Source organism: Saccharothrix espanaensis DSM 44229 (genome assembly GCF_000328705.1).
Lineage (GTDB): Bacteria > Actinomycetota > Actinomycetes > Mycobacteriales > Pseudonocardiaceae > Actinosynnema > Actinosynnema espanaense.
Window position 1 is genome coordinate 5,235,791 of the sequence record NC_019673.1, and the last position, 14,249, is coordinate 5,250,039.

The window sequence follows — 14,249 nt, forward strand, 5'->3', positions numbered from 1 at the left end:
CTCAGCCGAAGGTGGTGATCCAGTCGCGCACCGCGCGCAGGGTCGTCTCGGCGTGCTCCTCCAGCACGGTGAAGTGGTCGCCGGGCACGTCGACCACCTCGTGCGGCAGCGGCCAGGACGCCCGCCAGTCGTGCGGGCCGTCGGTGACCGTGCCGCGCAACGGTTGCGCCGCGCGGATGAGCAGGGTGCGACCCCGGATCGGCCGCGGTGCCCAGTCCGCCAGGATGCGGCCGTAGCCGCCCATCGCGGTGAGACTGGTGTCGCTCCACACCATCCGGTAGCGCTCGATCCGCTCCAGCATCCCGTCCAGCATCGCCTGGAGCCACCAGTCCCGGAATCCGGGCAGCTTCGGGCTCTCGATCAGGTAGGAGTCGATCAGGACTTGACCCAGCGGCACGATTCCGGCACCCTCCAGCGCCGCGGCGACGGCGTTGGCGATGCAGCCGCCCATGGACCGGCCGACGATGACGAACGGCGCGTCGCCGACCCACGCCTGGACGCTCTCGGCGTGCATCCGGACGTAGGTGTCCTCGCTGTCGGGCAGCGCGTCGGTGTCGCGGTACCCGGGCGAGGGCACGACGAGCACGTCCCGCTCACCGGCCATGCTGTGCCCGAAGCGGGCGTACTCGTGCGCGCCGGAGATCGCGCTGACCGCCGGGAACAGCACCAGCTTCACCCGGCCGGGCCCGGCCGCGAGCTGGATCGGCGGGAGCACGTGGTCGGGGGTCTGCTCGGCGGTGAACGCGGCGCGCAGGTGCGAGGCGACGCCGATGATCTCGGCGGCGGCCGGGTACTGCCCGCTGCCGGCCAGCGCCCGGTAGAGCGTCGCCAGCGGGCCCTGCCGGTCGTCGCCGGCCGGTGCGGGCGGGGCGTCGGCCAGGTCGCCCAGCGCGGTGTCGAGGTGGGCGGCGAGCGCGGCCGGGTCCGGGTGGTCGAAGGTCGCGGTGGCGGGCAGCCGCAGGCCGGTGCCGGTGTCCAGGCGGTTGCGCAGCTCCACCGAGGTCAGCGAGTCCAGCCCGAGGTCGGCGAACGGCCGGTCCGGTTCGACCGCGTCGATCCCGGTGCCCAGCACGGCCGCGGCCTCGGCGCGGACCAGGTCGAGCAGCGCGGCGCGGCGGGCGTCCGGGTCGAGCCCGGTGAGCCGGGCGCGCAGGCCGGGCGCGTCCGCGGTGCTGCTCGCGGCCCGCCGGGACGGCCGGACCAGGCCGCGCAGCACGGCCGGCACCGCCGACGGGCGGGCCCGGACGGCGGCCAGGTCGAGCGGCGCGGGCGCCAGGGTGGGCCGGTCCAGCCGGAGCGCGGCGTCCAGCAGCGCGGTGCCCTGCTCGTCGCCGATCAGCCGGAGCCCGGCGCGCGCGGACCGGGCCAGGTCGGCCTCGGTGAGGTGCCCGGTGGTGCCGCTCGGGGTCGCCCACTGGCCCCACGACAGCGAGGTGGCCGCCAGCCCGACGCTCGCCCGGTGCACGGCCAGCGCGTCGAGGAACGTGTTCGCGGCGGCGTACGCGCCCTGCCCCGGCCCGCCCAGCACGGCGGCGACCGAGGAGTACAGGACGAACGCGGCGAGGTCGTGCTGCCGGGTGAGGTCGTGCAGGTGCCACGCGGCGTCGGCCTTCGGGGCCAGCACGGCGTCGACCTGCTCGGCGGTCAGGGTGTCCAGGGTGGCGTCCGCGACGACGCCGGCGGTGTGCACGACGGCGGTCAGCGGGTGCTCGTCCGGGATCGCGGCGAGCACGGCCGCCAGGAACTCCCGGTCGGCGACGTCGCCGGCGGCGACGGTGACGTGCGCGCCCGCCTCGGCCAGTTCGGCCAGCAGCTCGGGCGCGCCGGGGGTGGCCGCGCCGCGCCGGCCGACCAGGACCAGCCGGCGCACGCCGCGCGCGCGGACGGCGTGCCGGGCGGCGATCGCGCCGAGCACGCCGAACCCGCCGGTGATCAGCGCGGTGCCGGCCGGGTCCCACGCCCGGCCGCCGGTCTCCGGCGCGGCGACCCGGGCGAGCCGGGGCACCAGGACCCGGCCGGCCCGCACCGCGACCTGGGGTTCGTCCAGCCCCAGCACGGCCGGGTCGAACACGTCGCCGGCGCCGAGGTCGACCAGGGCGATCCGGCCCGGCCGCTCGGACTGGGCGCTGCGCAGCAGGCCGAGCAACGGCGCGGTGACGCCGTCGGGCAGGTCGCCGGCCACGGCGGTGAGCGCTTCCCGGGTGACGACCACCAGCAGCCGGTCGCCGTCGTCGGCGAGCCGCTCCCGCACCTGGCCGACGACGTCGAGCAGCCGGGCCCGGACCTCGCCCGGCAGCGCGGTGCCGCCGACCCGGGGCGCGCGCGGCACCTCCAGCACGTCGTGCGCGGGCACCGGGCCCGGCTCGCCCGCGTCGGTCCACGCCAGCTCGAACAGGGTGTCCTGGTTGGCGGCGCGGGCGGCGGCCAGCCGGTCCTCGGTGATCAGCCGCGACCGCAGGGCGTCGACCGAGACGACCGGCGCGCCGGACGGGTCGACGGCGTGCAGCGCCAGCGAGTCGCCGCCGGTCAGCGTCAGCCGCACCCGCAACGACCGCGCGCCGGAGGCGTGCAGCCGCACCCCCTGGTAGGCGAACGGGAGCCGGTTGGTGCCGGGCGGGTTGGCGGCCAGGTCGTGGTGCGCGGGCACGTGCAGCGCGGCGTCGAACAGCGCGGGGTGCAGGCCGAAGTCCTGGGCCCGCGCGGTGTCCGGCAGGTCGAGTTCGGCGTAGAACGTGTCGCCGGAGCGCCACGCGGTCCGCACGCCCTGGAACACCGGCCCGTAGTGGAGGCCGGCCGCGTCGAGTTCGGCGTAGAGGTCGGCGGTGTCGACGGGGTCGGCGGCGGGCGGCCAGGTGAGCGCGGGGTGCGCGGCCGGGGTGCGCGCGGTGAGCGTCCCGGTGGCGTGGGTGGTCCACTCGGCGGTGGTTTCCGCGTCGCCCGGCCTGGAGTGCACGGCGAACGCGCGGTGCTCGGACCCGTCCGGCTCGTCCACGACGACCTGCACCCGCACGGTCCCGCGCGCGGGCACCACGAGCGGCGTCGCCACGACCAGTTCGGCCACGGTGGTCGCGCCGACCTCGTCGCCCGCGCGGACGGCGAGGTCGAGCAGGGCCGTGCCGGGCAGGATCACCGTGCCCCGGACGGCGTGGTCGACCAGCCACGGGTGGCTGCGCACCGACAGCGCGCCGGTGAGCACGACCCCGCCGGACGGCAGCCCGACGACCGTGCCGAGCAGCGGGTGGGCGGCGGTCTCCGCGCCGGGCGGGCGGACGACGTCGGCGACCCAGTAGCGGTCGCGCTGGAAGGCGTAGGTGGGCAGGGTGACGGCGCGCGGGTCGTGCTCGGCGAACACCGCCGGCCAGTCGACGCGCGCACCCCGCGCGTGGGCCAGGCCGAGCGCGGCGAGCGCGGTCGCGGTCTCCGGCCGGTCCCGGCGCAACGCGGGCAGCGCCCGCACGGGCCGGTCGGGGAGGGCGTCCCGGACCAGGGCGGTGAGCACGCCGTCGGGGCCGAGTTCGAGGAACGTGCGCACGCCCGCGTCCGCGAGGTGCCCGGCGACGTCGGCGAAGCGCACCGCGCCGCGCACGTGCCGCACCCAGTAGTCGGCGGTGGCGATCTCGGCGGGGTCGGCGACCGCGCCGGTCAGGTTGGACACGACGGGCAGCGTCGGCGGGTGGTAGGCGAGCCCTTCGGCGACGGCCCGGAACGGCTCCAGCACGGGCTCGACGAGCGGCGAGTGGAACGCGTGCGACACGGCGAGCTTCCGGGTGCGGCGGCCGAGCGCGGCGAACTGCCCGGCGATGTCCTCAACGGCTTCGGCGACGCCGGAGACCACGACGGAGGTGGGGCCGTTGACGGCGGCGACGCCGACCTCGTGCTCCCGCCCGGCGAGCAGCGGCAGCACCTCGTCCTCACCGGCCTGCACGGCGGTCATCCCCCCGCCGGCGGGCAGCGCGGCCATCAGCCGGGCCCGCGCGGCGACCAGCGCGGCGGCGTCGGGCAGCGACAGCACGCCCGCGACGTGCGCGGCGGCGATCTCGCCGATCGAGTGCCCGGTCACGTAGTCCGGTGTCAGGCCCCACGACTCGAACAGCCGGTAGAGCGCGACCTCGACGGCGAACAGGGCGGGCTGGGTGTGCCCGGTGTCGTTCAGCTCGCCGTTGTCGGTCTCGGCGAACAGGATGTCCCGCAACGACCGGGTCCCGTCGCCTTGTTTGTCCACTTCGGACACCACGGCGTCGAGCGCGGCGGCGAACTCGGGGTGCGCGGCGTACAGCTCTCGGCCCATGCCGAAGCGCTGCGCGCCCTGCCCGGTGAACAGCACGGCAAGACCGCCGCCGGGCGTGCCGGTCACCACGTCGGCGGCCTGCCCCTCACGGGCCAGCACGTCGAGCCCGGCCAGCAGCGCGGCCCGGTCGGCGGCCACGACGACCCCGCGCCTGGGCAGCGCGGTGCGCGTGGTGGCCAGCGAGAAGGCGAGGTCGGCGAGCCGCTGCCCGGGGTGGTCCTCGACGTGCCGGGCCAGGGTGGCGGCCTGCGCGGCGAGACCGGCGGCCGTGCGGGCGGAGAGCACCACGGGCACCGGTGCGCCGCTCTCCCCCGGCTCCGGCAACGGTTCCGGGAGCGGTTCGGGCAGCGGTTCGGGCACGGGGGGCTGTTCGATGATGGCGTGCGCGTTGGTGCCGCTGACGCCGAAGGAGGAGATCCCGGCGCGGCGCGGGCGGCCGGTCTCCGGCCACGGCCGGGCCTCGGTGAGCAGCCGGACCGTGCCCGCCGACCAGTCCACGTGCGGGGTCGGCTCGTCGACGTGCAGGGTGCGCGGCAGCACGCCGTGCTTGAGCGCGCCGATCAGCTTGACGATCCCGGCGACGCCGGCGGCGGCCTGGGTGTGGCCGATGTTGGACTTGAGCGAGCCCAGCCACAGCGGCCGGTCCTCGGGGCGGTCCGGCCCGTAGGCGGCGATGATCGCGCCCGCCTCGATCGGGTCGCCCAGCACGGTCCCGGTGCCGTGCGCCTCGACCACGTCGACGTCGGCGGGGCCCAGCCGGGCGGCGGCGAGCGCGGCCCGGATCACCCGCTGCTGCGCGCCGCCGTTGGGCGCGGTCAGCCCGTTGGACGCGCCGTCCTGGTTCACCGCCGTGCCGCGCACGACGGCCAGCACCTCGCGGCCGGCGCGCTGCGCGTCGGAGAGCCGTTCCACCAGCAGCCAGCCCACGCCCTCGGCCCACCCGGTGCCGTCGGCGGCGGCGGCGAACGCCTTGCACCGGCCGTCCGGGGACAGCCCGCGCTGCCGGGAGAACTCGACGAACCCGAACGGGGTGGCCATCAGCGACGCGGCCCCGACCAGCGCCAGGTCGGACTCCCCCGCCCGCAGCGACTGCACGGCCAGGTGCAGCGCGACCAGCGACGACGAGCACGCCGTGTCGACGGTGACCGCCGGGCCCTCGAACCCGAAGGTGTAGGCGACCCGGCCGGACGCGACGCTGCGCAGCGTGTTGGTGCCCAGGTAGCCCTCGACCTCGGCCGGGGTGGCGGCGCGCGGGGTGTAGTCCTCGCCCGCGATCCCGGCGAACACCGCGGTGCGGGTGCCGCGCAGCGCCGCCGGGTCGAGCCCGGCGCGCTCCAGCACCTCCCACGCGGTTTCCAGCAGCAGCCGGTGCTGCGGGTCGGTGGCCAGCGCCTCGCGCGGCGAGATGCCGAAGAACTCGGCGTCGAAGTCCGGGACGCCGTCGATGAACCCGCCCTCGCGGGTGGTGGACGTGCCCAGCGCGTCGGGGTCGGGGTCGTAGACGCCGTCGAGGTCCCAGCCCCGGTCGGCGGGGAACCCGGTGATCGCGTCCGTCCCGGCCGCGACGAGGTCCCAGAGCTGTTCCGGGGAGCGGACGCCGCCGGGCAGCCGGCAGGACGCCGCGGTGATCGCGATCGGCTCGCGCCTGCTCGACTCCAGCTCGCGCACCCGCTGTTGCGCCCGTTGGGAGTCCGCGAGCGCCCGCTTGAGGTACTCGCGGAGCTTCTCGTCACTCGCCATGGTCGACCCGCTCCTCGGTGTTGTGGTCCATGAACGCGAACAGCTCGTCGTCGGTGGCCGCGTCGAGGTCGAAGCCGTCGACGACGGGCGTGCCCAGCCGGTCGACCAGGGCCCGCAGCCGGGCCGCCAGCTCCGGGTTGTCGCCGGCGGCGAACACCGCCTCCAGGTAGTCCACCGACGCGTCGGCGCTGGGGAACCGGTCGACCTCGCCGCCGCCGAGCTCGGCCACCAGGTAGTCGGCGATGGCGGTCGGCGTGGGGTGGTCGAACACCAGCGTGGCGGGCAGGGCCAGGCCGGTCGCCGCGCCGAGCCGGTTGCGCAGGTCGACGGCGGTCAGCGAGTCCATCCCCAGCTCCCGGAACGGTTTCCCGTCGGCCAGCCTGGTGGGGTCGCCGTGCCCGAGCACGGTCGCGGTCTCGCCGCGCACCAGGTCGAGCACGGCGGCGGCCCGCTCGTCCGGGGTGAGCCCGGCGAGCCCGCGCACCAGCCGGGTGCCGGCCGCCGGGTCGGGCGCGGGCAGGTCGGCCCGCGCCCGCCCGGCGGCGGTGGCCTGGCCGAGCCAGTAGTGGGCCCGCTGGAACGGGTAGGTGGGCAGCGCGGTGCTCCCGGCCGGGCCGGTCGTCGCCGCCCAGTCGACGGCCACGCCGCGCACCCACAGCTCGGCGGCCGAGCGGCGGAACCGGTCGAGCCCGCCCTCGTCGCGGCGCAGCGAACCCGCCACGACCGGCGTGCCCGTCCCGGCCGCCTCGACGGTGTCCTGCACGCCCGTGGTGAGCAGCGGGTGCGGACTGATCTCCACGAACACCTCGTGGCCGGCTTCGGCGAGGCCGCGCACGGCCTCCTCCAAGCGCACGGTCCGGCGCAGATTCGTGTACCAGTACTCGGCGTCCAGCCCGGCGGTGTCGATCCAGTCGGCGGTGACCGTGGAGAACAGCGGGATGTCGGAGGTGCGCGGCGCGATGTCGGCCAGGGCGGCGAGGATCTCGTCCCGGATCGGTTCGACGTGGGCGGAGTGCGACGCGTAGTCGACCGCGATCGTGCGCGCCCGCAGGCCCTCGGCGGTCGCGGCGACGACGATCTCGGCGAGCGCGTCCGGTTCCCCGGCGATCACGACGGCGGTCGGGCCGTTGACGGCGGCCACCGACACCCGGTCGCCGTACGGGGCGATCCGCTCGGCCACCAGCTCGACGGGCAGCGTGAGCGAGGCCATGCCGCCCTGCCCGGACAACGCCGTGATCGCCTTGCTGCGCAGCGCGACCACCCGCGCACCGTCCACAAGGGACAGAGCGCCGGCGACCGTGGCGGCGGCGATCTCACCCTGGCTGTGCCCGACGACGGCGTCCGGGGTGACGCCGTGCGCCTCCCACAGCGCCGCCAACGACACCATCACCGCCCACAGCAACGGCTGCACGACGTCCACCCGGTCCAGGCCCGGCGCGCCGCGCAGCACCTCGACCGGCGAGAAGTCGACCAGCGGGGCCAGGGCGGCGGCGCACTCGGCGAACCGGGCGGCGAACGCCGGCGCGGTGTCCAGCAGCTCCACGCCCATCGCCGGCCACTGCGAGCCCTGGCCGGGGAAGACGAACGCGGTCCGGCCCGGCGTGCCGGCGGTGCCGGTGACCAGGTTCGGCGCGGACCGGCCGGCCGACAGCGCGGCCAGCCCGGTGGCGTGGTCGCCGACGACGACCGCCCGCTCGGCGAACGCCGTGCGCCCCGGCAGGGCCGCCGCGACCGCCGCCGCGTCGAGCTTCGCCAGCGACTCGCCCCACGCGGCGAGCGCGTCCGGGGTCCGGGCGGAGAGTGCCCACGGCAGCGCCGGCCCGGCCGGCACCGGTTCGGCGGGCACGGGCTCGGGGTCGCCCTCCTCGATGATGACGTGCGCGTTGGTGCCGCTGACGCCGAACGACGACACCCCGGCCCGGCGCGGGCGGCCGGTCACCGGCCACGGCCGCGCCTCGGTGAGCAGCTCGACCGACCCGGCGGACCAGTCGACGTGCGGGCTGGGCTCGTCCACGTGCAGGGTCCGGGGCAGCAGGTCGTGCCGGAACGCCTGGAGCACCTTGATGATCCCGGCCGCGCCCGCCGCCGCCTGGGTGTGCCCGATGTTGGACTTGAGCGACCCCAGGTAGAGCGGGTCGCCGGTGCGGTCGCGGCCGTAGGTGGCGATCAGCGCCTGCGCCTCGATCGGGTCGCCGAGGGTGGTGCCGGTGCCGTGGCCCTCGACCACGTCCACGTCCGACGGCGTCAGCCCGGCGTTGGCCAGCGCCTGCCGGATCACCCGCTGCTGGGCCGGCCCGTTGGGCGCGGTGAGGCCGTTGGACGCGCCGTCCTGGTTGACCGCCGTGCCGCGCACGACCCCGAGCACCCGGTGGCCGTTGCGGCGGGCGTCGGAAAGCCGTTCGACCAGCAGCAGGCCGACGCCCTCGGCCCAGCCGGTCCCGTCGGCGGCGCCCGCGTAGGCCTTGCACCGGCCGTCCGCCGAGAGCCCGCGCTGCCGGGAGAACTCGACGAACACCGACGGCGTCGCCATGATCGCGACCCCGCCCGCCAGCGCCAGGTCGCTCTCGCCCGTCCGCAGCGACTGCACGGCCAGGTGCAGCGCGACCAGCGACGACGAGCACGCCGTGTCCACCGTGACGGCCGGGCCCTCGAAGCCGAAGGTGTAGGCGATCCGGCCGGACGCGACGCTGCCGGCCGACCCGTTGGCGACGAACCCCTCCAGGTTCGCGGGCGCTTCGCCGACACGGGGCGCGTAGTCCTGGTACATCACGCCCGCGAACACGCCGGTCCGGGAGCCGCGCAACGAGGTCGGGTCGATGCCCGCGCCCTCGACGGCCTCCCACGCGGTTTCCAGCAGCAGCCGCTGCTGCGGGTCGGTGGCCAGCGCCTCGCGCGGCGAGATGCCGAAGAACTCGGCGTCGAAGTCGCCCGCGTCGTGCAGGAACCCGCCGTGCCGGGTGTAGGACGTGCCCACCCGGTCCGGGTCGGGGTCGTAGAGGGCGTCGAGGTCCCAGCCCCGGTCGTCCGGGAAGCCGGTGACCGCGTCACGGCCGTCGCGCACGAGTTCCCACAGGTCGTCCGCCGAGGCGACGCCGCCGGGCAGCCGGCACGCCACGCCGACGATCGCGATCGGCTCGTCCACCCGCGCGGTCGGGGCGACCGGCGCGCGCACGGCGGTGGGCCCGGCGGCGGGCACGGTGGCGGGCAGCAGTTCGGCGAGCAGGTGCTCGACCAGGTCGGCCGAGGTCGGGTGGTCGAAGGCGAGGGTCGCGGGCAGCCGCAGCCCGGTCGCCGCGCCGAGCCGGTTGCGCAGCTCGACGGTCGTCAGCGAGTCCAGCCCGAGGTCGCGGAACGCCTTCCCGGGCCCGATGGCGGACGGCGCGGCACCCAGCACCACGGCCACCTCGGTCCGCACCAACTCCAGCAGCGCGGCCGCCCGTGCCGGCTGGTCGAGGCCGGCGAGCCGTTCGGTGAGCGACAGGGTGACGGCGTCGGTCGCGGCGGCTCGCCGGGCCGGGCGCACCAGCCCGCGCAGCAACGCCGGCACGGTGCCCGCGCGGCGGACGGCCGCCAGGTCCAGCGGGGCCGGGACCACGACCGGGTCGGCCAGCCGGGTCGCGGTGTCGAACAGGGCGAGACCGCCGGCGGTGTCGATCCGCCGGATGCCCGCGCGGGCGTTGCGGGCGTGGTCGGCGGCGGTGAGGTGGCCGCTGATCCCGCTCGCCCGCTCCCACATGCCCCACGCCAGCGACCGCGCGGGCAGCCCGAGGCCCGCCCGGTGCTCGGCCAGCGCGTCGAGGAACGTGTTCGCGGCGGCGTACGCGCCCTGCCCGCCGCTGCCGAGCACCCCGGCCACGGAGGAGAACAGGACGAACGCGGCCAGGTCGCCGGTCAGCTCGTGCAGGTGCCAGGCGGCGTCCACCTTGGGCCGCAGCACGGCCGCGGCGCGTTCCGGGGTGAGCGCGCCGATCACGCCGTCGTCCACCACGCCCGCCGTGTGCAGGACCGCGGTGAGCGGGTGCTCGGCGGGGATCGCGGCGAGCACGCCGGCGAGCGCGGCCCGGTCGGCGGCGTCGACGGCCGCCACGGTGACCCGCGCGCCGAGCGCGGTCAGCTCGGCGACCAGGTCGGCCGCGCCGGGCGTGTCCGCGCCTCGGCGGCCCAGCAGGAGCAGGTGCCGGGCCCCGTGCGCGACGACGGCGTGCCGGGCGAACTCGGCCCCGAGCGCGCCCAGGCCGCCGGTGATCAGGACGGTGCCCGCCGGGTCCCACGGCCGGGCCGGGCCGGGGTCGGCGGCGCGGGCCAGCCGGGGCACCGACACCTGCCCGGCGCGGACCCGGAGCTGCGGCTCGTCGCCGAAGTCGGGCAGCACGTCGGAATCGCTGTCCAGCAGCACGACCCGGCCCGGCTGCTCGGTCTGCGCGGCCCGCACCAGGCCCCGCACCGGGGCGTGCGCGAGCCCGTCACGGACCCGGACGACCAGCGTCCGCTCGTCGTCGCCCGCCAGGTGGTCGCGCAGACCCGCCAGCACGGCGGCGGTCGAGGTGTGCGCGTCGGCGATCACGTCACCGGTCGGCGCGGGCGCGTCGAGCACGACGACCGGGGTCCGGCCGGGTTCGACCGGGCCCAGCGGCGTCCAGTCCACGGTGAACAGCGCGTCGCGCGGGCCGGCTCCGCCCAGCTCGCCCGCGTCGACCAGCCGGGTGCGCAGGCCCGCCACGGCGACCACCGGGTTGCCCTGCGGGTCGGCGGCGAGCAGGGCGATCTCGTCGCCCGCGGTGGTGAGCCTGACCCGCAGCGCGGTCGCCCCGGCGGCGTGCACGCGGACGCCACGCCACGCGAACGGCAGCCGGTTGCGGCCGGGCGGGGTGGTGGCCAGGGTGTCGTGGGCGGCGGGGTGCAGGGCGGCGTCGAGCAGGGCCGGGTGCACGCCGAACCCGTCCACGTCACCGGCGGTCACCTCGGCGTAGAGGGTGTTGCCGTCCTTCCACAGCGCCCGCACGCCCTGGAACACCGGCCCGTAGGCCAGTCCGGCGTCGGCCAGGGCCCGGTAGAACCCGGTGGTGTCGACCGGTTCGGCGGCGGGCGGCCACGCGTCGAGCCGTTCCGGCGCGGCCCCGGTGGGCGCGAGCCTGCCGTGCGCGTGCGCGGTCCAGTCGTGGTCGCCCTCGGGGCGGGAGTGCACGGCCACGCTCCGCCGTCCGCCGCCGTCCGGCGCGCCGACGGCCACCTGCACCTGCACGGCCCGTTCGCCCAGCGGCAGCGGGGCCTCGACGACCAGTTCCTCCAGCACGTCCGCGCCGACCTCGTCGCCCGCGCGGATCGCCAGCTCCACGAACGCGGTGCCCGGCACCAGGACCGTCGTGCCCACGGCGTGGTCGGCCAGCCACGGCTGGGTGCGCAGCGCGAGCCGGCCGGTCAGCAGCAGCCCGCCGTCGTCGGCGAGCGCGACGGCCGCGCCCAGCAGCGGGTGGTCGACCGGGGCGAGGCCGAACCCGGCGGCGTCGGCCGGTGTCGTGTCCGGGTCGAGCCAGAAGCGGTCCCGCTGGAACGGGTAGGTCGGCAGGTCCGCCCGGCGCGCGCCGGGGAACACCGCCGACCGGTCCACGCCGAGCCCGCGCACGTGCGCGGTGGCCAACGCGGTGGCGACGGACAGCACCTCCGGTCGGTCGCCGCGCAGGGCGGGCACCAGCACGGCGTCCGGCGCGCTGTCGGCGGCCAACGCGGTGAGCACCGCGTCCGGCCCGATCTCCACGAACGTGTCGACGCCCGCCGCCACCAGGTGGGCGACGGCGTCGGCGAAGCGCACCGCGCGCCGGGCGTGCCGCACCCAGTAGTCCGGGTCGGCGAGTTCCGCGCTCACCGCGCCGCCGGTCACCGCCGACACGACCGGGATCTCCGGCGTCGCCGCGAGCACCTGCGCCACCACCGCCCGGAATTCCGCGAGCACGGGTTCCACCAGTGGCGAGTGGAAGGCGTGCGACACGGTCAGGCGCTTGGTCTTGCGCCCGGTCGCGGCCACCCGCTCGGCGACCGCGAGCACGGCGGCTTCGGCACCCGACACGACGACGGCCTGCGGACCGTTGACCGCCGCGACGTCCACATCGGACAGACCGTCGAGCAGTTCCCGCACCGAGTCCTCGTCGGCCGCCAGCGCCACCATCGCGCCACCGGCCGGGAGCGAGCGCATCAGCCGGCCCCGGGCCGCGACGACCTTGGCCGCGTCGGCGAGCGACCACACGCCGGCGACGTGCGCGGCGGCCAGTTCGCCGATCGAGTGGCCGGTGACGAAGTCCGGCCGCACACCCCAGGACTCCAGCAGCCGGTAGAGCGCGACCTCGACCGCGAACACCCCGGCCTGGGTGTACATCGTGTCGTCCAGCGAGCCCTCGCCGGTCCCGAACACCACCGCGGCGACGCTCGTGCCCAGCTCCCGGTCCAGTTCGGTGACGGCGGCGTCGAACGCCGCCGCGAACACCGGGTACGCCTCGTACAGCTCACGGCCCATGCCGACCCGCTGCGCACCCTGCCCGGTGAACAGGAACGCCGACGCGCCGCCGGCCGTCCCGCGCACGACGGCGGCGGAGGACTCCCCCGCCGCCAACGCCCGCAGCCCGTCGTCCAGCGCGGCCCGGTCGGCACCGAGCACCACGGCCCGTTCGGCGAGCAGCGCCCGCCCGGCCAGCTCGAACCCGACGTCGGCGGGATCGCCGGCCACGTCGGCGAGCCGCCGGGCCTGCGCCGCCAGCGCTGCCGGCGTGTGCCCGGACACCACCCACGGCACGATCAGCGGACGCGTGGCGACGACCTCGTCCGCGGTCTCGGGGGCGAGGGCTTCGGCGACCTCGGGGGCTTCTTCGATGATCACGTGCGCGTTGGTGCCGCTGACCCCGAACGCCGACACGCCCGCGCGCCTCGGGTGCTCGCCCGCCGGCCACGGCCGGTCCCGCTCCAGCACCCGCACCTCGCCGCCGGACCAGTCCACGTGCGAGGTCGGCCGGTCGACGTGCAGGGTGCGCGGCAGGACGCCGTGCCGCAGCGCCTCGACCACCTTGATGATCCCGGCGACCCCGGCCGCCGCCTGGGTGTGCCCGAGGTTCGACTTCACCGACCCCAGCCACAGCGGCCGGTCGGCGGACCGGCCGCGCCCGTAGGCGGCCAGCAGCGCGTTCGCCTCGATCGGGTCGCCCAGCCGGGTGCCGGTGCCGTGCGCCTCCACGACGTCCACGTCGGACGGTTCCAGCCGGGCCTCGGCCAGCGCGGCGCGGATGACCCGCTCCTGCGACGGCCCGTTGGGCGCGGTCAGGCCGTTGGACGCGCCGTCCTGGTTGACCGCGCTGCCCCGCACGACGGCGAGCACCCGGTGACCGTTGCGCACCGCGTCGGACAGCCGTTCCAGCAGCAGCACCCCGACGCCCTCGCCCCAGCCGGTGCCGTCGGCGGCGTCGGCGAACGGCTTGCACCGGCCGTCGACGGCGAGGCCGCGCTGCCGGGAGAACTCCACGAACGACGACGGCGAGGCCATCACCGTGACGCCGCCGGCCAGCGCGAGCGACGATTCGCCCGAGCGCAGCGACTTCGCCGCCAGGTGCAGCGCGACCAGCGACGACGAGCACGCGGTGTCGACGGTGATCGCCGGCCCCTCCAGCCCGAAGGTGTAGGCGATCCGGCCCGAGGCCACGCTGGCGGCCGTGCCGACCGAGAGGTAGCCCTCGACCGACGCCGGGGTGGTCGGCAGCCGGGCCGCGTAGTCCTGCCCGTTGACGCCGACGAACACGCCGACGTCGGTGCCGCGCAGCGCGTCCGGGTCCAGACCGGCCCGCTCGACCGCCTCCCACGTGGTTTCCAGCAGCAGCCGGTGCTGCGGGTCGGTGGCCAGGGCCTCGCGCGGCGAGATGCCGAAGAACTCGGCGTCGAAGTCGGCGACCCGGTCGAGGAACGCGCCGTGCCGGGTGTGCGAGGTGCCGGGCCGGTCCGGGTCGGCGTCGTGCAGGGCGGCCAGGTCCCAGCCCCGGTCGCCGGGGAACGGCCCGACCGCGTCACCGCCCGCCGCGACCAGCCGCCACAGGTCCTCCGGGGTGTCCACGCCGCCGGGGAACCGGCAGGCGGTGCCGATGATCGCGATCGGCTCGTGCCGGACCGCGTGGAGCCGGTCGCGGGTGCCGGTCAGTTCCGCGGTCACCTTCAGCAGGAGCTGCCGGATCCGGTCGTCGCTGCTCAT

The 14,249-nt window shown here is 77.2% G+C and carries 1 protein-coding gene and 1 pseudogene; both read right to left on the reverse strand.

What is annotated here, in order from left to right; genetic code table 11:
- Position 1: 1 nt before the first annotated feature.
- Positions 2–6,016: pseudogene (locus BN6_RS22925) on the reverse strand (SDR family NAD(P)-dependent oxidoreductase); the annotation flags it as partial.
- A gap of 1 nt (position 6,017) precedes the next feature.
- On the reverse strand, positions 6,018–14,249 hold the full coding sequence (locus BN6_RS22930) for a type I polyketide synthase (RefSeq protein ID WP_015102128.1): 8,232 nt from the start codon (positions 14,247–14,249) through the stop codon (positions 6,018–6,020).